The organism is Antarcticibacterium arcticum (assembly GCF_007993795.1).
Classification (GTDB): Bacteria; Bacteroidota; Bacteroidia; order Flavobacteriales; family Flavobacteriaceae; genus Gillisia; species Gillisia arctica.
The window spans coordinates 2,095,509-2,115,847 of the sequence record NZ_CP042476.1 but is presented as its reverse complement, the minus strand read 5'-3'; the positions used below and the strand labels follow the sequence as shown (position 1 = coordinate 2,115,847).

Annotated in this window: 16 protein-coding genes and 1 pseudogene; 7 read left to right on the top strand and 10 right to left on the bottom strand. The window is 41.5% G+C overall.

Annotation, left to right across the window (positions count from 1 at the left end):
• Window positions 1-11 precede the first annotated feature (11 nt).
• From FK178_RS09555 to FK178_RS09515, 9 genes are all read right to left on the bottom strand, one after another.
• Window positions 12-980, bottom strand: a complete 969-nt coding sequence (locus FK178_RS09555) for an L-histidine N(alpha)-methyltransferase (RefSeq protein ID WP_146834103.1) — start codon at window positions 978-980, stop codon at window positions 12-14.
• A gap of 14 nt (window positions 981-994) precedes the next feature.
• A complete protein-coding gene (gene egtB, locus FK178_RS09550) occupies window positions 995-2,161 on the bottom strand; it encodes an ergothioneine biosynthesis protein EgtB (RefSeq protein ID WP_146834100.1) in 1,167 nt (388 codons plus the stop codon).
• A gap of 88 nt (window positions 2,162-2,249) precedes the next feature.
• Complete coding sequence (locus FK178_RS09545) at window positions 2,250-3,020, bottom strand: energy transducer TonB (protein ID WP_146834098.1); 771 nt, start codon at window positions 3,018-3,020, stop codon at window positions 2,250-2,252.
• Between the two features lie 15 nt (window positions 3,021-3,035).
• Window positions 3,036-3,452 (bottom strand): energy transducer TonB, encoded by a 417-nt coding sequence (locus FK178_RS09540; protein WP_146834095.1) that lies wholly within the window; start codon window positions 3,450-3,452, stop codon window positions 3,036-3,038.
• 11 nt (window positions 3,453-3,463) lie between these two features.
• Window positions 3,464-4,288: a thymidylate synthase gene (locus tag FK178_RS09535; RefSeq protein ID WP_146834092.1), complete on the bottom strand. Its 825-nt coding sequence runs from the start codon at window positions 4,286-4,288 to the stop codon at window positions 3,464-3,466.
• Between the two features lie 117 nt (window positions 4,289-4,405).
• The gene (locus tag FK178_RS09530) at window positions 4,406-6,106 is read right to left on the bottom strand and encodes a NupC/NupG family nucleoside CNT transporter (protein WP_146834089.1); all 1,701 of its coding nucleotides are present in this window, start codon (window positions 6,104-6,106) and stop codon (window positions 4,406-4,408) included.
• 12 nt (window positions 6,107-6,118) lie between these two features.
• Window positions 6,119-6,733, bottom strand: a complete 615-nt coding sequence (locus tag FK178_RS09525) for a bifunctional nuclease family protein (protein ID WP_146834086.1) — start codon at window positions 6,731-6,733, stop codon at window positions 6,119-6,121.
• Window positions 6,734-6,816: 83 nt separating this feature from the next.
• Window positions 6,817-7,785, bottom strand: coding sequence for an electron transfer flavoprotein subunit alpha/FixB family protein (locus FK178_RS09520; protein ID WP_146834082.1), 969 nt, complete (start codon window positions 7,783-7,785; stop codon window positions 6,817-6,819).
• A gap of 66 nt (window positions 7,786-7,851) precedes the next feature.
• Window positions 7,852-8,598: an electron transfer flavoprotein subunit beta/FixA family protein gene (locus tag FK178_RS09515; protein WP_146834079.1), complete on the bottom strand. Its 747-nt coding sequence runs from the start codon at window positions 8,596-8,598 to the stop codon at window positions 7,852-7,854.
• A 170-nt stretch (window positions 8,599-8,768) separates the two neighbouring features.
• Here FK178_RS09515 and FK178_RS09510 point away from each other — a divergent pair, with 170 nt between their 5' ends.
• Window positions 8,769-9,749, top strand: a complete 981-nt coding sequence (locus tag FK178_RS09510) for a pyruvate dehydrogenase complex E1 component subunit beta (RefSeq protein WP_146834076.1) — start codon at window positions 8,769-8,771, stop codon at window positions 9,747-9,749.
• A 118-nt stretch (window positions 9,750-9,867) separates the two neighbouring features.
• On the opposite strand, the gene FK178_RS09505 is transcribed toward FK178_RS09510, so the two are convergent.
• Window positions 9,868-10,455 (bottom strand): hypothetical protein, encoded by a 588-nt coding sequence (locus FK178_RS09505; protein WP_146834072.1) that lies wholly within the window; start codon window positions 10,453-10,455, stop codon window positions 9,868-9,870.
• Window positions 10,456-10,693: 238 nt separating this feature from the next.
• Between FK178_RS09505 and FK178_RS09500 the strand changes: the two genes are divergently transcribed.
• The 6 genes and pseudogenes from FK178_RS09500 to ligD all read left to right on the top strand — a co-directional run bounded on the left by FK178_RS09500 (window position 10,694) and on the right by ligD (window position 20,267).
• Window positions 10,694-13,207 (top strand): DUF5686 and carboxypeptidase-like regulatory domain-containing protein, encoded by a 2,514-nt coding sequence (locus tag FK178_RS09500; RefSeq protein ID WP_240793809.1) that lies wholly within the window; start codon window positions 10,694-10,696, stop codon window positions 13,205-13,207.
• A gap of 65 nt (window positions 13,208-13,272) precedes the next feature.
• Entirely contained in the window at window positions 13,273-13,785 is a 513-nt protein-coding gene (locus tag FK178_RS09495; protein WP_146837557.1) for an inorganic diphosphatase, read from the top strand.
• Between the two features lie 119 nt (window positions 13,786-13,904).
• A pseudogene (locus FK178_RS09490) lies at window positions 13,905-16,213 on the top strand (sodium-translocating pyrophosphatase).
• A gap of 193 nt (window positions 16,214-16,406) precedes the next feature.
• The gene (locus FK178_RS09485; protein WP_146834069.1) at window positions 16,407-16,655 is read left to right on the top strand and encodes a DUF7218 family protein; all 249 of its coding nucleotides are present in this window, start codon (window positions 16,407-16,409) and stop codon (window positions 16,653-16,655) included.
• A 381-nt stretch (window positions 16,656-17,036) separates the two neighbouring features.
• Entirely contained in the window at window positions 17,037-17,810 is a 774-nt protein-coding gene (gene ku, locus FK178_RS09480) for a non-homologous end joining protein Ku (protein ID WP_146834066.1), read from the top strand.
• Window positions 17,811-20,267 (top strand): DNA ligase D, encoded by a 2,457-nt coding sequence (gene ligD, locus FK178_RS09475; RefSeq protein WP_146834063.1) that lies wholly within the window; start codon window positions 17,811-17,813, stop codon window positions 20,265-20,267.
• Window positions 20,268-20,339: the final 72 nt, after the last annotated feature.

The following is a 20,339-nucleotide window of genomic DNA, read 5'->3' as shown; positions in this document are numbered from 1 at the left end:
TTGTTGCTTTTTTATTTTTTCTGAAAGATATAATTCTTGTAGTATCCCTTCTTATCTGTAAAGGCGTTTGTAACTTTTAGGCGCGCCTGGTCTGCAAGCCAATTCACCACCTGATCATCATATTTTTGAGAGATCTCGGTATGAATAGTTTCCCAGGCATCAAAATGCACCTCCAGTCCCAGGCTTTCTATGCTCACTTTTTGATCTATTTTGCTTACCAGGAAACTTTTTGCCGTCCCTGATTCCGGATCATAGGTTTCCCAATGCAAAAATGTATCTATATCAAAATTACCGCCCAGCTCGGAATTGATACGTTCCAGGTGGTTTTTATTAAATGCCGCTGTAACTCCCGTTGGGTCATTATAGGCGTCCAACACTGTTTGAGGGTGTTTTTTCTGATCAAAGCCCATAAAAAGCATGTCCTTATCACTCATTGCCGCCGAAATATTGGTAAGGAAATCAATTGCATCCTTGTGAAGCAGGTTCCCAATATTTGATCCCAGCATCATGATCACTTTTTTGCGTGTATTAAAGTCGGCCAGCTTTTCCAGGGTTTTAAAATAGGTACCCTGCTGAATTTTAACTTCAAGCTCCGGGATCTCACTTTTTAAAGAGGCTTCCAGTTCCAAAAGAACATTCTCACTTATATCTACAGGCAGATAATTAAAATCGATCTTTTGCGCTACCAGTTCCCGTAATAACAGTTTGGTTTTTTTACCGTCTCCGGCTCCTAATTCAATAAGGTCAAAGCCACCCGGCCCGTCCATATACCCGGCTATTTTTGCTGAATGTTTTTCCAGAATGTCATACTCACACCGGGTTAGATAATATTCCGGTAACTCCATGATTTCCTGGAATAATTTGTCTCCTTTTTTATCATAAATATATTTGGACAGGAGGTATTTGGGATAACTGGTTAATCCTTTATAGCAATCTTCTTCAAAAGAAGACGCGAAAGTGGTTCTGGTGTTGGTGTTCATATTTTATTATTGGATTATTTGGCCAGTCTTAGCCCTGTAAATTGCCAGCGTAAATGAGGATGAAAAAAATTGCGGTAGGTATAGCGGGCATGATCTCTGGAAGTAGCTACAGAGCTTCCTCTTAAAACTTTTTGGTTGACCATGAATTTTCCATTGTATTCGCCCAAAGCACCTTCAGCCGTTTTGAAACCAGGGTAGGGAGAATACGCACTTTCAGTCCATTCCCACCGGGAACCCCAATTAAATTTATCACTGGCCACTTCCCATTCAAATTCGGTGGGAAGCCGCAGGCCTTTCCATTGGGCGTAGGCGTAGGCTTCGTAATAAGATATATGGGAAAGGGGCGCTTCCGCAGAAAGCTTTATTAATCCCTGCAGCGTATATTGATGCCATTCCCAATCAATCTGGTGCCAGTAAAAAGGAGCCGTAATATTATTTGAGTTTAACCAGTCCCAGGCTTCAGCATGCCATAATAGCACCTTACTATAACCTCCTGCATTTATAAATTCCAGGTATTCCCCATTAGTAACCAACGTGGAAGAAATTTCAAAATCTTTTAAATATACCTTATGAACTCCCAGTTCATTATCATAGGAAAAATCTTCATTTTTATGCCCTATTTCGTAAACTCCTTCCGGTATTTTTATCCATTCCGGAGGTGTGTCCTCAATAGGGTTTTCTTCAAAAATATCATTGTAAACCGGCAGCAGCGGATTATTTCCCAGTATATATTTAATATCTGTATACAGTAATTCCTGATGCTGTTTTTCGTGGTGGCATCCTATTTCAATTACCTCCAGGATCTCCTTTGATAATTCGGGATTATTGCTGAAAAAATCCTGAAGTTCACGTGTTACATATTTCCGGTAGTTATAAACCCAGGCAACAGTAGGGCGGGAGAGGTTCCCCCGATCTGTACGTATTACTTTATCACCCACACTTTCGTAATAACTGTTGAAAACATACGCCGAGTTTGGATCATAAAGTTTATAATCTTCCTGGTATTTCTTAAGCACAAACTCTTCAAAAAACCAGGTAGTATGGCCTAAATGCCATTTGGGAGGAGATACATCAACCACGGGCTGCACTACATAATCTTCAATTTCCAGGAAGGAGCATATATTTTCAGTCTCTGCCCTGGTGTCATTGAATAAATTTAGCAGCCGGTGTTGTGAGATCATAATCTGGAATATAGAAAAAGTATATTCTCAAATTTACGAATTTTTGGGGATGCCCCTAATTAACGCTAGTTAAGGGCGCGTTAAAGTACTAATTGGTAGTGGAAAGGGTAACGGGAAACGTATAAGTCATACTCACATTTTTTCCGTCTTTAACCGCCGGAATAAAAAAGTCATCTAACTTACGACCCCAGTTATACAGGGCCTTGTTTAATACATTATTCGACCCCTCGGTGGTTACCTCAGTAATTTTGCCGTTTTCATCAATTTGAAAGGTCACTATAGATTTGATAGTTTCTCCTTTTGTTCTAATGCCCAGGTTATAATAACGGTTAGAAAAACTATTCATTATGGCAAGTTGAGTGCAATTTTGGGCACTGTTGATTTCTGCACAAGCTTTAAATCGGGCAGGGATATCATACAATTCAGCATGAGATAAAGGTGCAGGATCCCGGGATTCCAGTTTAAGGGGAATGTCAACAGGAACGTTCACGCCTTTCCCATCATGAACTGCAGGAATAAAATTGGGGAGTTCCGCTATAATTCTTAAGCTTTCTGCCTTCAATTTTTCACTCTTACTTTTGGCAGTAGGCCTTCTTACTTTTCCTTCGCTGTCTATGATAAATTTTAAGATCACCACAGCTTCCTCTGGAGTAAGGGAGTTAAGGGTTGTGGAATCTATGTGTTGGATGAAATAAGAAGTTATTTTTTCAATACTACAGTTGAAATCCATTCCCTCACAACCAGGGTAAGCCGGACTGTGTTCTACCTCATTAAGCTGCATAAAAACGGAAGAAGGTTCAATATCCTGTGCCTGTAATATCCCGTTGCTTAAAAGAATAAGGAGAAAAACATATCGCATGCTAAAATTTATTTTTTAAAAATTAAAGGGCATTTTATAGTTTATGGTGGCAGGTTTCCCTGCGCGCATTCCGGGTTTCATAGCCGGGAAAAGTTTGGTGATCCTAATGGCTTCTTCATTAATTGCTTTGTGAGGCCCTTCGGCAGTGATATCTTTTACCTTTCCGGTCTCATCAATGCTAAATGACAGCACAGATTTTCCCCTTATAAATGCTCCCTTGCTGTCTTTGGGATATTTAAAATTGGCCTTGACATGCTCATTGAGCTTTTTATTAAAACAATCTTTCGAAGGTTCTCCAGATTTTTCACAACCCGGCCAAATTGGGGCAATTTCTTTTGTGCTTATTGAATTTCCTTTCACGGAAACGCCTTCCTGAGAATAAGTATTGAAAGAGAACAAAGTTATAATGCTGAATAATAAGAAATACTTCATAAGATTTGGTTTTAAACCGCTACCTGTCCTTTAATATGAGGATGCGGATTATAATTTTCAAGACTAAAGTCTTCAAATTTGAAGCCAAAGATATCTTTTACCTCGGGGTTGAGCTTCATAGTGGGCAATTCTCTGGGTTCCCGGGACATTTGAAGGGCAACCTGTTCAAAGTGGTTACTGTAAATATGGGCATCGCCAAAAGTGTGTATAAACTCGCCCGCCTCGTAACCGCAAACCTGTGCCATCATCATGGTAAGCAGGGCATAGGAAGCAATATTAAAAGGCACGCCCAAAAAAACATCGGCACTGCGTTGATAGAGCTGGCAGGAAAGTTTTCCATTGGCCACATAGAATTGAAAGAAGGCATGACAGGGTGGGAGGGCCGCTTTGTTATTGGCCACATTGTCTGAAAAAGACCTGGAAGTATCCGGCAATACGGAAGGGTTCCAGGCAGAAACCAACATTCGGCGGCTGTTGGGATTGGTTTTTAAATTTTCAACGATCTCCTTGATCTGATCAATTTCCTCATCATTCCAGTTGCGCCATTGTTTCCCATATACAGGCCCAAGGTCCCCGTTTTCATTGGCCCAGGCATCCCAGATCTTCACCCCGTTTTCCTGCAGATATTTAATATTGGTATCGCCCTTTAAAAACCAGAGCAGCTCATAAATTATAGATTTTAAGTGAAGCTTTTTAGTAGTCACCATGGGGAAACCTTCGCTTAGGTCAAACCGCATCTGGTATCCAAATACGCTTTTAGTTCCGGTTCCCGTACGGTCACCTTTTTCATTCCCCTGCTCCATAATGTGGCGCAATAGCTCTTGATATTGTTTCATAGTAAAAGGGCACAATTAATTTTGATAAAAGCTAAAATATAAAAACAACAACACTAATTGTTTTTATATAAAAGGAATTTATCAAGAGATGTTAACTACAAATAAGTATGGGAATATTTACCCTATGATCATCCCTGCAATGGTAGCAGAAAGTAGGGAGGCTATAGTTCCTCCAATTAATGCTTTCATCCCGAATTCAGAAAGGGTTTTTCGCTTTCCGGGGGCAAGGGAACCAATTCCCCCAATTTGTATCCCTATAGAAGCAAAATTCGCAAAACCGCAGAGCATATAGGTAGCCATAATTACAGATTTTTCGTAATTCAGGCTCAGGTAATTGGCAGGGTTTTTAAGATCGGCCAACTGGATGTAGCCTACAAATTCACTCGCTACCAGTTTTATTCCCAGCAGTTGGCCCATAAGCATCATATCTTCTTTGGCAACTCCAATAAGCCACATAAGAGGGGCAAAGACAGTCCCCAGGATTGCCTCCAGGGAGAATTTGGAATAGGGAGTGTATTCCGCCATCAGGGTGTTAAGTGTGGTGATGCCTCCTATCCAGCCAAGGATATAGTTAATCATTGCAATAAAGGCAATAAATACAAGCAACATCGCGGCAACATTCGCCGCAAGTTTTAAACCTTCTGTAGTTCCATTGGCAATAGCATCCAGGATATTAGAGCCAATTTTTTCAGAAGAAATTTCTACATTGGTATTAACCGGCTCCTGTTGAGGGTATAGGATTTTGGAAATAACAATTGCCCCCGGAGCTGCCATCACAGAGGCTGCCAGTAAATGTTTGGCAAACTGCAGTCGCAGTTCAGGGTCATCCCCGCCCAGAAAGCCAATGTAGGCTGCGAGAACGCCACCGGCTACGGTGGCCATCCCCCCAATCATCACCAGCAGGATCTCAGATTTTGTCATGCGTTCCAGGTAGGCTTTGATCAAAAGGGGAGCTTCAGTTTGGCCCAGGAAAATGTTCCCTGCAACGCTTAAACTTTCAGCGCCAGAGATCCCCATTAAACGGGTTAGGATCCAGGCCATTCCCTTTACGATAATTTGAACCACTCCAAGGTAGAATAATACCGATGTTAACGCTGAAAAGAAGATAATGGTGGGCAAAACCTGGAACAGGAAAATAAACCCAAAACTGTCTACATTCATCATTCCGCCCAGAAGGAATTCACTTCCCGCTCTTGTAAAATCAAGGATAAGAACAAAAATACCCCCAACAAATTCAAAAATATTTTTAATAAAATTCACCTTTAAAACCCCAATTGCCAGCAACATTTGGGCACTTAGGCCAATAAGAACTGTTTTCCAGTTGATGGACCTACGGTTGCTGCTAAAGAAGAATGCCAGCATTAAAAGGGAGGCCATTCCCAGTACCCCACGCCAAACACTTCCAAAAGAAATCCCCTCGCTTGGAATGATCTCTTTGGCCGCACCGGCCGGGATCACTTCTTCTATCTGGGAAGGGGTCTCAGAAAAAGTATACGTATTTTCACTATCTCCAAGAACCAGGGAAGTATCGCTTAATTTGGTTATTCTGAATTTCCTTATAGAATCGCCGGGAACATCAAAAAAGAATACCAACAAATTGTTTTGGTATAAAAAATCACCGGTAGAAATTTCCCCTTCTCCGCCTTTAATTTCAAAGCGGCCTTCATCTAGGGTTAGAAAGGAATTAGTAATGAAACTGGATTGAACTATACTGGTATCCTGTGCAACCTCAAAGCTCCAGGTTTTGGTGATGCTTTGTGCTTGTACATTTAATAGACCAATAAAAAGAAAGAACAGGAATGCCTGGAATTTGTTCATAGAAAATGAAGCTTATTTGCGTTTTGAGATCTCATCTCTTAACCTGGCGGCCTTTTCGTAATCTTCATTTTTTACGGCCTGTGAGAGTAAAGTTTCTAGTTCGTCCAAAGACATTTTTTTGTAGTCACTAACCGGGCTTTCTATGCTTTCATGAATTATTTCATCAATATCAGTTTCCCCTGCGGCCGGTGGCGGTGTCATCGTGCCGGCTTCTCCTTTTAGGTAGATGCCTGCCTTGTCCAATATGTTTTTGTACGTAAAAATGGGTGCGTTGAAACGCAATGCAAGCGCAATAGCATCGCTGGTACGGGCATCTATGATCTCTTCTATCTTATCTCTTTCACAAATAAGGCTGGAATAAAAAACCCCGTCTACCAGTTTATGAATGATCACTTGTTTTACAATGATCTCAAACCGGTCACTAAAATTTTTAAAGAGGTCATGGGTAAGCGGCCTGGGTGGTTTTATTTCCTTTTCCAGCGCTATTGCAATAGACTGGGCCTCAAAAGCACCAATGACTATTGGCAGTTTCCTATCCCCGTCAACCTCACTTAAAATAAGTGCATAGGCACCATTCTGGGTTTGACTATACGAAATTCCCTTTATATTAAGGCGTACTAGACTCATATATCATAATTAAAAAAGGCTGTCTAAATAAGGACAATTTACCATATTCAGACAGCCCTTTTAAAGCCTGCAAGTTAAAAAAATTATGCGTTCTTAGCTTTAAATTCTTTTAGTTTTTCATTAAGCTTTGGTACAATTTCAAAGGCGTCTCCAACTACTCCATAATCTGCCGCTTTAAAAAATGGTGCTTCCGGGTCGTTGTTAATCACAACTTTGGTTTTTGAAGAGTTGATCCCTGCAAGGTGCTGTATGGCACCAGAGATCCCCACGGCAATGTAAAGGTTGGAAGCTACAGGTTTTCCGGTTTGTCCCACGTGCTCGCTGTGCGGTCTCCATCCCATATCACTCACCGGTTTGGAACAGGCAGTTGCCGCCCCAAGGGTTTCAGCCAGATCTTCCAGCATTTGCCAGTTTTCAGGGCCTTTAAGACCACGGCCTCCCGAAACTACAATCTCGGCATCTGCAATGGTAACTTTATCTTTTGCTTTATCTACACTGGTAACATTAACCGAGAAATCCTCTGCTGTTAAACTTGGAGAAAAATCTTCAGTACTGGCTTCAGTTTGATGTTCTTTAAGACCAAAGGCGTTTTTTGAAAGGCCAATGATCTTTACATCTGTATTGAATTTTGTAAAGTTGAAAGCTTTATTTGTAAAGGCAGTTCTTTTCACCGTTAGGGGATCTGTGCTTTCAGGAAGTGCTACCACGTTGGAAGCATACCCGGCATTTAAATGTACCGCCAATAAAGGCGCAAGATATTTGCTGTTGGCACTTTGACTAAGAATAACCACCTTGGCTCCTTCTTTTTCTGCTGCCTGCTTTAATACATCTGCGTAAGCTTCTGCATTAAAATTCTTTAATTTATCATTGGAAACATTCAGGACCTTGTCTACCCCATAGGTTCCAAGTTCTGAAGTATCGCCGGCGTTAACGGCTACGGCAGTAACGGTTGTAGAAAGCATTTGAGCGATCTCTTTGGCATAAGATGCCACCTCAAGGGATGCTTTTTTAAATTTTCCTTCTTCTGATTCTGTATATACTAAAACTGACATATGTTTGATTTTATTTTACTTAAACCTTACAGGTTTCGAAAACCTGTGAGGTTTTTTAAATTATTTTTAGATCACTTTCGCTTCATTATGAAGCAGGTTGATCAATTCGTCCAAATTATCAGGATCTATTAATTTTACATTTCCGCGAGGTGCCGGTTTTTCAAATTTTTCAGCAGCGGTTTGAGCTTCAGCATTCGCGGGCTCAACAACGTTTAGCGGTTTTTGTCTTGCCTGCATAATTCCGCGCATATTAGGGATCCTAAGGTCCTTTTCCTCTACAAGGCCTTTTTGCGCGCCAATAACCAGGGGCAGTGATGCGGTAACATTCTCCTTACCACCATCAATTTCACGAACGGCTTTTGCCTCATTCCCTTCAACTTCAAGGTTTATACAGGTGTTCACGAAATTGGCTTTTAGCATTGCTGCCAGCATTCCGGGTACCATACCTCCGTTATAATCTATAGATTCCCTTCCGGCAATAATAAGGTCATACCCGCCATCCCCTGCAACTTTGGCAAGTTCTTTGGCAACCTGGAAACCATCTGCAGCGGGGGTGTTTACCCTTATGGCAGTATCGGCACCTATGGCAAGGGCTTTACGCAGTGTAGGTTCTGTTTCAGGACCTCCCACATTAATTACATCTACAGTGGCGCCTTGTTTTTCCTTGAACCACATCGCGCGGGTAAGGCCGAATTCATCATTCGGGTTAATTACAAACTGCACTCCGTTAGTATCAAATTTGGTATTATTATCTGTGAAATTGATCTTAGAGGTAGTATCGGGCACATGGCTAATACATACTAATATTTTCATTTATATACTTTTAAATAGGTTTGTATTTCTCGATCACGAAGATAAGTAATTTAATTATTAATTTACTATGCATGCATAACAAATATTTTATCAGGAAGTAGTAGTTTTAACTTTGCTTAATTACTATTTTTGCTTTTGAAAAAATTGACAATAATTTATACAACTATATAATGAAGACTATTCAATTTAGAGAAGCTATTCAGCAGGCAATGAGCGAGGAAATGCGCAAAGACGACACCATCTATTTAATGGGTGAGGAGGTTGCCGAATATAATGGTGCATATAAAGCTTCAAAAGGAATGCTGGATGAGTTTGGTCCTGAAAGAGTGATTGATACCCCAATATCTGAGCTTGGATTTTCAGGGATAGGGATTGGAAGTGCTATGAATGGTAACAGGCCAATTATTGAATTCATGACCTTTAACTTCTCATTGGTAGGTATAGACCAAATTATTAATAACGCGGCCAAAATGCGGCAGATGAGCGGTGGGCAATTTAATATTCCTATCGTTTTTCGCGGGCCTACTGCTTCTGCTGGTCAGCTTGCAGCTACCCACTCCCAGGCTTTTGAAAGCTGGTATGCCAACTGTCCCGGATTAAAAGTAATAGTACCCTCCAATCCTTATGATGCCAAAGGATTATTGAAGTCGGCAATTCGCGATAATGATCCGGTGATCTTTATGGAAAGCGAGCAAATGTATGGAGACAAAGGGGAAGTGCCTGAAGAAGAATATACTATCTCAATTGGAGTTGCTGAAATTAAAAGAGAAGGTACAGATGTAACTATTGTTTCCTTCGGAAAAATAATAAAAGAAGCCTACAAGGCTGCTGAAGATCTTGAGAAGGAAGGAATTTCCTGTGAGATCATTGACCTTAGAACCGTAAGGCCAATGGACCACGATGCTATTTTGAAATCTGTGAAAAAAACCAACCGTTTGGTGATCCTTGAAGAGGCATGGCCTTTTGGAAATGTGGCAACAGAGATCACCTACCAGGTACAGGAACAGGCATTTGATTACCTTGATGCACCAATAATCAAAATAAATACTGCAGATACTCCTGCACCTTATTCACCTGAGCTTTTAAAAGAATGGTTGCCAAACAGCAACGATGTTATAAAAGCCGTGAAAAAGGTTTTGTACAAAAAATAATATTCCTGGGATACGCCCGGGAGAAGATCCCCGAAGCACAATCTTAATATTCAAAAATGCTTTTTTCTGATCTCAGGGAAAAGCATTTTTTTGTGGGCAAAACTTAAAATATTAAGGCTTAATAAATTTTCATATCGAAGCGGCCCTCACTAATTTCTACAATTTTCCCCTGCTGATTTATTGCCTGAAATTGGAAAATTCCGGCTATAAATCTCTCAGAGATATTATACTCCAGAATTTCTAAAGTTCCTGTAATTTCTGAGTTTGTCCCGAAAGAAGAATTAATGAGTTCGCCGTTTATCTTTCGGTTTATGTTGGTTGCCGCATTAGGCCAGGTTTTGTCAATTGATGCGATATAACTTTCTGACAATTCGTAAACACCTACTGCCAAAGGTTCGTCAAGATATAAGTCTAAGTGCATAGATACATCTCCATTTATATCATTATATGCATTAATCCCAAGTCGGTAAATATTGCCTGACTGAAAATATGATAATCTCATTTCCTCCGGCCAGCCACAGAGAAAGCACGATTTCATTTTTGGCAAGAAAACCTGCCCGTTTATTTTACATCCGAAGGTACTGGCACCCTGAGTTGTAACAGGGGGAAGTGCGTCGCCAGTTCCATCATCATCATTAACAGTGCAGCCAAGAATTAATATTGGCAGGAAGATGAGAATCAGGATCTTTAAATGTGATAAATTCATTGGAGAAATATTTTACGGTACTTTGAAGGGCCTGTTTCACTAATATCGCCAGGCCATTCCTTGTAGGGATGGAAAAAGTCCAGTGAAATAAACTCTAATATAGATTAAATTTACATAAAGGGACTAAAAGTTATTTTCTATGCTAGCACCAAATAGGGAAACCAAAATTAGTATTCAATATTCAGGGCACCTCCTAACAATCAAAAATCCTGTTACCTTTGGAACTTCAACTTAATCTATGAAGTCTTTGTTTGGCCTGCGGCATATGAAAGGAATTCTCTTTGCCATATGTTTTATTACCATTTTTCAAGGCTGGGCCCAGACCCGGGCGGGAGGGGTCGTGAAGGATATTGGAGGAGAGCCTGTGCCTTTTGTAAATGTGATATTTCCCAATTCTGCTGAAGGTACCATCACCTCTGAAGATGGCAGGTTCTATATAAATTCCCCCAAAGAGCAAGATTCTCTAAGGTTTTCCTTTATAGGTTATCAGTCGCTCACAATTCCGCTTAAAAAAGGAAATAATACAGGGCTAGAAATTATTCTTCAGGAGGAATCGCAGGGACTTACTGAAGTCTGGATCTTTCAGGGCAAGACCTCCAAAAAGAACAATCCGGCCCTCGATATCCTTCGCAAAATTTGGGAAAACCGCCGCAGCAACGGCACCCGTATGTTTGATCATTACCAGTTCAGGAAATATGAAAAATTGGAATTTGATCTAAATACCATAGACAGTGCTGTGATCACCAGTAAAGCTTTCCGCGGGATGGAATTCGTTTTTGATAAAATAGACACAAGCGTTGTGACCGGGAAATCCTTTTTACCTGTTTTCATCAATGAATCTGTTCACCGGGTATATGGCGATAATGTGAACGGAAGGAAAAAAGAGGTGCTGGTTGGGAATAAGAATTCGGGTTTCAATGAAAACAAGTTTCTAATTGATGCTGTTAAGGATATGTACATAGAAAATGAGATCTACGATAATTATCTCAGGATCTTTGACAAGAACTTTATAAGTCCGTTGTCCACAACAGGGATCGACACCTACAACTACATTCTGGCCGACAGCGCTTTTATTGAAAACAAATGGAGTTATAATATAGTCTACTATCCCCGCCGGAAGAACGAACTCACCTTTAAAGGAAATTTCTGGGTAAATGATACCACTTTTGCCATTAAGAAGATAGATCTTGAAATGTCCAAAAATGCCAATATCAACTGGGTAAACGGGGTGTATCTCTCGATGGATTATGAGGTGGTGAACGATTCGGTTTTCCTGCTTAAAAGGGATTTCTTTATGGCCGATTTCTCCTTTGAAAGGAAGGATGATGCCGGGGGTATTTACGGGAAGCGAACGGTGCTTTATGATAACTACGAGTTCAACCGGCCTATGGATGATGCTTTTTATAACCGGAAAGTTACCAGTTTTGAAAAGCCGCTTTACAACCGTAATGAAGAATTTTGGGAACAAAACAGGCTGGAAGCTTTAAGCCGCCATGAGAGTGGTATTTATGAAATGCTTGACAGCCTGCGTACCCTACCTGCCTTTAAGAGGATCTATAATGTGACCAGTATTGCGGCCACGGGATATATAGATTTCGATGGTTGGGACATTGGTCCCGTCTTTACCTTTGTGAACTATAATGAGGTTGAAGGCCTTAGATTAAGATTGGGGGCAAGGACATATTTTGGCCAACACGATCCCTGGAGAATTGAAGGATACACGGCTTATGGTTTTAAAGACCAAAAGTTGAAATATGGCCTGCTGGGAAAAGTATTGCTGGAACCTCAAAACCGCCTTATTTTTTCGGCGGGATACCGCGATGATGTGGAGCAGCTGGGTGCCAGCCTAACCAATACTACAGACGTGCTGGGGCGAAGCCTCGCTTCCTCCTCCATTATAAGTGTGGGAGATAACAACAAACTAAGTAACATAAAACTTTCCATGGCTGCGCTGGAGATAGAACCCTGGGAAAATTTTACGGTACGTTTTGCGGGATCACACCGTGTAATGGAATCGGCATCCCCCTCCTTCAGCCTTGCCTGGTATGAAAATAAAGATCAAAACATAATTTCCACTTCCATTTCCCAAACCGAGATCTCCACCATGTTAAGTTATTATCCCGGAAGGCACCTTACGGGATTTGGAGTGGAGCGCCTGGTTACAAATGGCGGCAGGTTTCCTTCATTCTTTTTTAATTACAGCGTAGGGGTCAAAGGTATATTTCAAAGTGATTTTAATTACCGGAAATATCAGTTCTTTTATGATCAACCCTGGTGGATTGGCGGAATTGGGCTTGCAAATATCCGGCTCGAAGCCGGGACCATTGACGGGGAGGTACCTCTTGGATTGCTCAATGTGATCCCTGCTAACCAAACTTTTTTTGGGATCTACAATACTTTCCCGCTGCTCAATTTTTACGAATTTGTTACAGACACCTATGTTTCTGCTCATTTTGAACATAATTTCAACGGCAAACTCTTTGCCTATGTTCCCCTGCTTCGCAATTTCAATTTGCGGGAGTATCTTGGAGTGCGGGGGGTATGGGGAGAACTTTCAGAAGCAAACAAAAATATAGATGCCTCCGGTATTCCGCTTCTTGCACCTTCAAAGGAACCCTATTTTGAATATAGCGCCGGCGTGGGAAATATCTTTAAATTCATTAGGATAGATGCGCATTGGAGGGGCAATTATTTAGAAAATCCCGATGCGAGGAAATTTGGTATTACAGCCACTTTAGGTTTTCACTTTTAAATAACATTTAAAGTCTCTTTAATTAGTATCTTTGCAGCCTTTAAAAATTGAAAACAAGAAAGAAAATGTCTGAGACTTTTGATGTATTAATAGAGATCCCCAAAGGGAGTAGAAACAAATATGAATATGATTTTGAATTAAAGAAAGTACGTTATGACCGTATGATCTTTTCTTCCATGATGTACCCTGCAGATTATGGGTTTATACCTAATACCCTTGCTTTAGACAGCGACCCGCTGGATGTGTTGGTGCTGGTTGCAGAACCTACCTTTCCGGGTATTGTAATGGAAGTGAAACCTATTGGAGTATTTCATATGGCAGATGAAAAAGGGCCGGATGAAAAAATTATTTGTGTGCCTGTCTCAGATCCTATCTGGAACCGTATTAATGACCTGGATGAATTGAACGGACACCTGTTGATGGAAATTGAGCATTTCTTTAAAGTATATAAAGATCTTGAAAAGAAAAAAGTTGATGTAGGAGGTTGGGGAGATGCTGCCGAAGCAAAAAGTATCATACAGCAGTGTATAGATAGATACAAAAATTACGAAGGAGATAAAGAAAGGTTCGGAATATAACTCCGAAAACCACATACATTTTTAATAATTAAAAGCCATAACCTTATAAAAGTTATTGCTTTTTTAATTATCATTGATTTACTACATTAGCGGCATTAACTAAAATTTAACAAGCTACTATGGAATCAATGATGATTTATGCCCCATTAGTCCTTGCTTTGCTGGGACTAATTTATATGTACATAAAAAGATCCTGGGTTTTGAAACAGGATGCCGGCGACGGGAAAATGCATGAAATTGCCTCACATATCTATGAAGGGGCCCTGGCTTTTCTTAAAGCCGAATATAAATTACTTACCATTTTTGTTCTTATTGCCAGTATTGCGTTGGCCGCTGTTTCTTTTATTGTACCTACCACTCATTGGTTAATAGTTATAGCTTTTATTTTTGGAGCGGTATTTTCTGCAATGGCCGGGAATATGGGAATGAAGATCGCTACCAAAAGCAATGTACGTACTACACAGGCAGCCCGCACCAGTTTACCGCATGCATTAAAGGTTTCCTTCACAGGAGGAACTGTAATGGGGCTTGGAGTAGCCGGACTTTCGGTTCTTGGTTTGACAGGTTTCTTTATTCTTTTCTTCCATTACTTTATGGGAGGTGTGTGGACGAGTGCAGCTCATATGACCATAGTTCTAGAAACCCTCGCAGGTTTCTCTCTGGGAGCTGAATCTATAGCCCTTTTTGCGCGTGTAGGTGGTGGAATTTACACTAAGGCTGCCGATGTTGGAGCAGATCTTGTTGGAAAAGTTGAAGCCGGTATCCCGGAGGATGATCCCCGTAACCCTGCAACCATAGCAGATAACGTGGGAGATAACGTAGGAGATGTGGCCGGGATGGGTGCCGATTTGTTCGGGAGTTATGTAGCTACAGTTCTTGCCGCGATGGTATTGGGGAATTATGTGATCCAGGATATGGGCGGTAATATCATAGACCAGGGATTTGGGGGAATAGGCCCAATTTTGCTGCCAATGTCAATAGCCGGGGTGGGAATCATTATTTCCATCATTGGAACTTTGGTGGTTAAGATTAAAAATAATTCCGCGAAAGAAGCAGAAGTACAAAGTGCCCTTAATTTCGGGAACTGGTTGTCAATTGGCTTGGTAGCGGTTTCCTGTTTTTTCCTTGTTCGCTGGATGTTACCGGCACAAACAATGACGATGGGATTCTTCATAGGAGGGGCTGAAGGTTTTGAGTACAAAGTGATTTCCTCCATGAGGGTGTTCTATGCAACACTTGTAGGACTTGCCGTTGGTGGATTGATCTCTGCCGTTACCGAATATTATACAGGATTAGGAAAAAAACCCGTGCTTTCAATTGTTCAAAAATCAAGCACCGGGGCAGGAACCAATATTATTGCAGGTCTCGCCACAGGTATGATCTCCACTTTTGGATCTATACTTTTATTTGCCGCGGCGATCTGGGCTTCTTATGCGCTTGCAGGTTTCTACGGGGTGGCACTTGCTGCTTCCGCAATGATGGCAACTACCGCCATGCAGCTTGCAATCGATGCTTTTGGACCAATTTCAGACAATGCAGGGGGAATCGCCGAGATGAGCGAACTTCCGGCTGAAGTTAGAGAGCGTACAGATATTCTTGATTCGGTTGGTAACACTACTGCAGCAACCGGGAAAGGTTTTGCAATTGCTTCGGCAGCTTTGACCTCTCTTGCATTATTTGCGGCTTATGTTACCTTCACGGGCATAAACGGAATCAACATTTTTAAAGCGCCGGTATTGGCGATGTTATTTATTGGGGGATGGTACCTGTGGTATTTTCCGCTCTTGCAATGAATTCAGTAGGAAAAGCCGCTATGAAGATGGTGGAAGAAGTGAGACGCCAGTTCAGGGAGATCCCCGGAATTATGGAAGGTACCGGAAAACCGGAATATGATAAATGTGTTGCCATCTCTACAGAAGCGGCACTAAAAGAAATGATGTTGCCGGGAGCACTTACCATTGGTTTTCCAATTGCAATTGCCCTTATCCCTATGATCTTTGGTGTAGACAATTTAATTATTGCTGAAATGCTTGGGGGTTATATGGCCGGGGTTACCGTAAGCGGTGTACTTTGGGCTATTTTCCAGAACAATGCAGGAGGTGCCTGGGATAATGCAAAAAAATCCTTTGAAGCAGGGGTGCTTATCAACGGGGAAATGACCTACAAAGGATCTGAAGCACATAAGGCGGCAGTTACCGGAGATACAGTTGGAGATCCATTTAAAGATACCTCAGGGCCCTCAATGAACATTCTTATTAAACTAACCTGTCTTATAGGCCTGGTGCTTGCTCCAATTTTGGGAGGCCATGAGGAAGAGGATATACCCAACATTCCGGCTGATGCACCAACAGGGATGATCCTGGAAGTTCAAAATGAAGCTGCTGTTAGTTCATTAAAAAATACTGTAGACTATTCAGCAGTTAAATAATAACTGAATTAATAATTTTCAAAACCCGGAGCGTTTTGGTTCCGGGTTTTTTATTTCAGGGATGCCACTAATTCTATTAAGGAACTTTAAAATTATGCTAAACCTTTTATAAACCTTAGCCGGGGAAATTGCTGCGTGATCCATATTCCTTAACTTAATAGGTAAGTTATGTATAACCTAAATCCATATTATTATGCCACAGGGAAAAACATCACACATCAAAAATGAAAAGCAGTACGAAGCCCTTGTAGATAAAGGGATGAGTAAGACCAAAGCTGCACGTATCGCAAATACGCCCGATGCCGGAAAAAAAGGCGGCAAGGCTGAGAAATATGAAGATCGATCCAAAACAGATCTTTACAATAAAGCCAAAGAAGTTGGAATAGAAGGAAGGAGCAAGATGAGCAAGGAAGAGCTTATCAAGGCTCTTCGTAATTCCTGATGGTTTTAGAAATCGTTAGTCGTTAGTCATTAGTCGTTAGTCATTAGTCGTTAGTCATTAGTCGGTAGTTTGTTGGTTTAAGTGATTTTTACACAATTTAGAAATCATCAATTCTATTCGAGACCCCAAAAACCGGTACTCTAAAAATCTACAATCCACAATTGCCAACTGAAACCCGATGGCCGTGAGACCACCCCAACTTCTAACTCCTAACCTATAACCTTTCAATAAGCTAAAGTTTTAATAAATTGAAGAACAGGGGGAATTAAAAGTATTAATTTAATTCCCCTTTCCATTTGCGCCCGTCGCGGGAAAGATTTTTCAGTAAAAATTAAAGAAGCAAACCTATGAGGTTTTTTTCTGCCTTTTAAGAAATAAATTATGAGATCGATCTGGAATGGTTCAATACAATTTGGCCTGGTGTCAATTCCCGTAAAAATGTATTCGGGATCTGAGGACAGGAAGCTGGAACTCGATATGCTGGACAGGCATGACAATTCGCGTATACGCTATAAAAGGGTCAATGAAGAAACGGGGAAAGAGGTAGAGTGGAAGGATATTGTAAAGGGCTTTAAACAGGGTGAAAAATATGTGGTGTTGGAAAAAGAAGATTTTGACAATGCCAACATGAAAAAAAGCAAGACCATAGATATTGAGGAGTTTATTGAGGAGAAGGAAGTGGCAGATGTGCTTTTTAAAAAACCCTATTTCCTGGAACCACAAAAAGAAGGAGGGAAATCCTATAATCTGCTTCGCAATGCGTTGAAAAAGACCAAAAAGCTGGGGGTGGCGACTTTTGTGATGCGGCAAAAAGAACATCTTAGCCTTGTGGGAATTTACAAAGATGCCCTGGTCCTGCACGTTGTACGTTTTGCCGATGAGATTCGCGATCCCGGCGAGTTAAAATTGCCCGACACCAAAGTGACCAAAAAAGAAGTGGATATGGCTATTTCACTAATAGATCAATACACCACCAAGTTTAGTTTTGAGAAATTTAAAGATGTATATAATGATCAATTAATGAAAATCATCAAGTCAAAAAGTGCCGGGAAAAAGGCCAAAGCTTCCAACTACGAAAGCAAGCCTACTGCGGCATCAGATCTTATGGCACAGCTTAAAGCCAGTCTCGAGAAAAAGAAAAGCAAGGCTTCCTAAATGAGCTTAGAAGAATATTTCAAAAAGCGTGATTTTGATACTACCCCCGAGCCTAAAGGTTCTATTCCCAAAAGTGAAGGGGACCTGCGCTTTGTTATCCAGCGGCATCAGGCCACCCGCCTGCATTATGACCTGCGGCTGGAGATGCAGGGGACCTTAAAAAGCTGGGCAGTGCCAAAAGGGCCATCCCTGAATCCCGGTGATAAGCGGCTTGCCATACAAACGGAGGACCATCCTATTCAATACCTTACTTTCCAGGGAACCATCCCAAAAGGCAATTACGGCGCAGGGATAATGGAGATTTGGGATGAAGGTATTTACCAGGGCACCGGCGGGATAAGCAAAAAGGAACTGCTGCAGCAATTTGAAAAAGGAGATTTGAAGCTGGAATTCTTCGGAAAAAAGATCAAAGGCACTTTTGCGCTTGTAAGGACCAGCAGAGGTGAGAAAGGGAACCAATGGCTGCTCATAAAAAAGACCGATGATTTTTCTACAGATCTTGCTTATGATGCCGAAGATTTTTCACCCTTTACGGCGGCGAAACCTAAACCGGCACCCAAAGTTAAAAGCCTCCAGCCTACCGAAACCATCAAACCAATGCTTGCTACCGCCACCAAAAAGATCTTTAATGATCCCCAATGGATCTACGAACTCAAGTGGGACGGCTACAGGATGATCGCCAATATAAAAGACGGCGAGGCAGATCTTTCCTCTCGCAACGGGGTCTCCTTTAATTCTAAATTTTCACGGCTTAAAAGGGATCTTGAACAAATTCCGCATAATGTAATCCTGGATGGGGAGGTTGTTATAGTGGATAAAAAAGGGGTGCCAGATTTTCAGAAACTGCAGAATTATGACGACCAAACCCTGGGAGAACTGCGCTTCTATGTATTTGATATGTTGTATTTAAATGGGATGAGCATGCTTGACCTCCCTTTGCTGGAGCGAAAATCCTTGATCGAAGAAGTTATTGAAGGCACCTATCACACTTTTTATTGTGACCATATGGAAGGGATGGGCAGTACTTTTTATAAACGCGCCATAGATGCCGGGATGGAGGGGGTGATAGCCAAAAAAGCCAATTCCAGATACAGCCCGGGGTACCGCAGTGAAAATTGGCTGAAAATTAAAGCTGTTCAAAGCACCGAGGCCATTATTTGCGGGTACACAGATTCTGAAAGCGGGGGTGCGGTTTTCGGTTCACTTATTCTTGGAATGTACCGGGATGAAAAACTTACCTATATTGGGAACTGTGGCACCGGATTTTCAGCCGCAGAACAAAAAAAGCTGTTGACCAAATTTAAAAAACTGGAGACTGCGGAAAGTCCGTTCAAAAAGAAGATAAATCTAAAAGGTCGCACTCCACACTGGTTAAAACCCCAGCTTATTTGCGAGGTGCATTTTACTGAATGGACCAAAACGGGGAGTTTACGCCACCCCGTCTATAAAGGTCTTCGGGATGATAAGAGCCTTACCGAGATCACAGGGGAAAAAGTAATTGAAAATCCTGATGGCGTAGAGGAAAGCTCCAATGCGGGGAAGTCTGCAAAAGCAGGTCACCTGGAGATTGGCGGCATAGAGGTGCCCTTCACCAACCTCGAAAAGATCTACTGGCCTGAATCTGGTTATAGAAAATATGACCTTATAGATTATTATATTAAAGTGAGTGATGTTATGTTGCCATATTTAATAGACAGGCCGGAAAATATGCACCGGCATCCCAACGGGATTGATAAGCCCGGATTTTATCAAAAGGATAATGAAGGCATTCTTCCGGAATGGATAGAGACCTTCAGGGTGCACTCAAAATCATCCAACAAGGATATAGAATACCTTCTGTGCCAGAATGAAGCCACCTTGCTGTATATGGCAAATTTGGGGTGTATAGAGATCAATCCGTGGAGCTCCCGCATTCAGCAGCTTGATAATCCCGATTTTACGGTAATAGATATAGACCCTTCAGAAAAGAACACTTTTGAAGAAGTCATAGAAGTAGCCCAGGCGGCAAAAGAGGTAATGGATAAGGCCAGGATCCATGGATTTTGTAAAACCTCAGGTTCCAGCGGACTCCATATCTATATTCCTCTGCAGGCAAAATACACTTATGATGAGGGCCGGGATTTCACCAAACTGCTTTGTTATTTCATTCACGAAATGTTGCCCGGCACAACAAGCATGGAGCGGAATATCAAAAAGAGGGGAAAGAAGATCTACCTGGACTTTTTGCAGAACCGGAAAGGGCAAACCCTTGCTGCACCTTATTGTGTTAGGCCAAAACCCGGAGCTACGGTATCCGCCCCTATTACCTGGGATGAGGTGAAACCCGGCTTGAAAATGCAGGATTTTACCATAAAGACCATGCCGGGCCGCATCGCTGAGTTAGGAGATATTTTTCAAAAGGTGCTGGGAAAAGGAATCGATATGGAAACGGCCCTTCATCACCTAAACGAGGATTAAGCGGGCGTTTCCTCTTAAAATTTGCCTAAATTCAAAGGATATTTTACACAAAGATTGCTGTAAATACTATTT

Bases quoted from the DNA above. Each gene is read 5' to 3' on its own strand.
- FK178_RS09555 (WP_146834103.1), bottom strand. From the start codon at position 980: ATGAACACCAACACCAGAACCACTTTCGCGTCTTCTTTTGAAGAAGAT.
- egtB (WP_146834100.1), bottom strand. From the start codon at position 2,161: ATGATCTCACAACACCGGCTGCTAAATTTATTCAATGACACCAGGGCA.
- FK178_RS09545 (WP_146834098.1), bottom strand. From the start codon at position 3,020: ATGCGATATGTTTTTCTCCTTATTCTTTTAAGCAACGGGATATTACAG.
- FK178_RS09540 (WP_146834095.1), bottom strand. From the start codon at position 3,452: ATGAAGTATTTCTTATTATTCAGCATTATAACTTTGTTCTCTTTCAAT.
- FK178_RS09535 (WP_146834092.1), bottom strand. From the start codon at position 4,288: ATGAAACAATATCAAGAGCTATTGCGCCACATTATGGAGCAGGGGAAT.
- FK178_RS09530 (WP_146834089.1), bottom strand. From the start codon at position 6,106: ATGAACAAATTCCAGGCATTCCTGTTCTTTCTTTTTATTGGTCTATTA.
- FK178_RS09525 (WP_146834086.1), bottom strand. From the start codon at position 6,733: ATGAGTCTAGTACGCCTTAATATAAAGGGAATTTCGTATAGTCAAACC.
- FK178_RS09520 (WP_146834082.1), bottom strand. From the start codon at position 7,785: ATGTCAGTTTTAGTATATACAGAATCAGAAGAAGGAAAATTTAAAAAA.
- FK178_RS09515 (WP_146834079.1), bottom strand. From the start codon at position 8,598: ATGAAAATATTAGTATGTATTAGCCATGTGCCCGATACTACCTCTAAG.
- FK178_RS09510 (WP_146834076.1), top strand. From the start codon at position 8,769: ATGAAGACTATTCAATTTAGAGAAGCTATTCAGCAGGCAATGAGCGAG.
- FK178_RS09505 (WP_146834072.1), bottom strand. From the start codon at position 10,455: ATGAATTTATCACATTTAAAGATCCTGATTCTCATCTTCCTGCCAATA.
- FK178_RS09500 (WP_240793809.1), top strand. From the start codon at position 10,694: ATGAAGTCTTTGTTTGGCCTGCGGCATATGAAAGGAATTCTCTTTGCC.
- FK178_RS09495 (WP_146837557.1), top strand. From the start codon at position 13,273: ATGTCTGAGACTTTTGATGTATTAATAGAGATCCCCAAAGGGAGTAGA.
- FK178_RS09485 (WP_146834069.1), top strand. From the start codon at position 16,407: ATGCCACAGGGAAAAACATCACACATCAAAAATGAAAAGCAGTACGAA.
- ku (WP_146834066.1), top strand. From the start codon at position 17,037: ATGAGATCGATCTGGAATGGTTCAATACAATTTGGCCTGGTGTCAATT.
- ligD (WP_146834063.1), top strand. From the start codon at position 17,811: ATGAGCTTAGAAGAATATTTCAAAAAGCGTGATTTTGATACTACCCCC.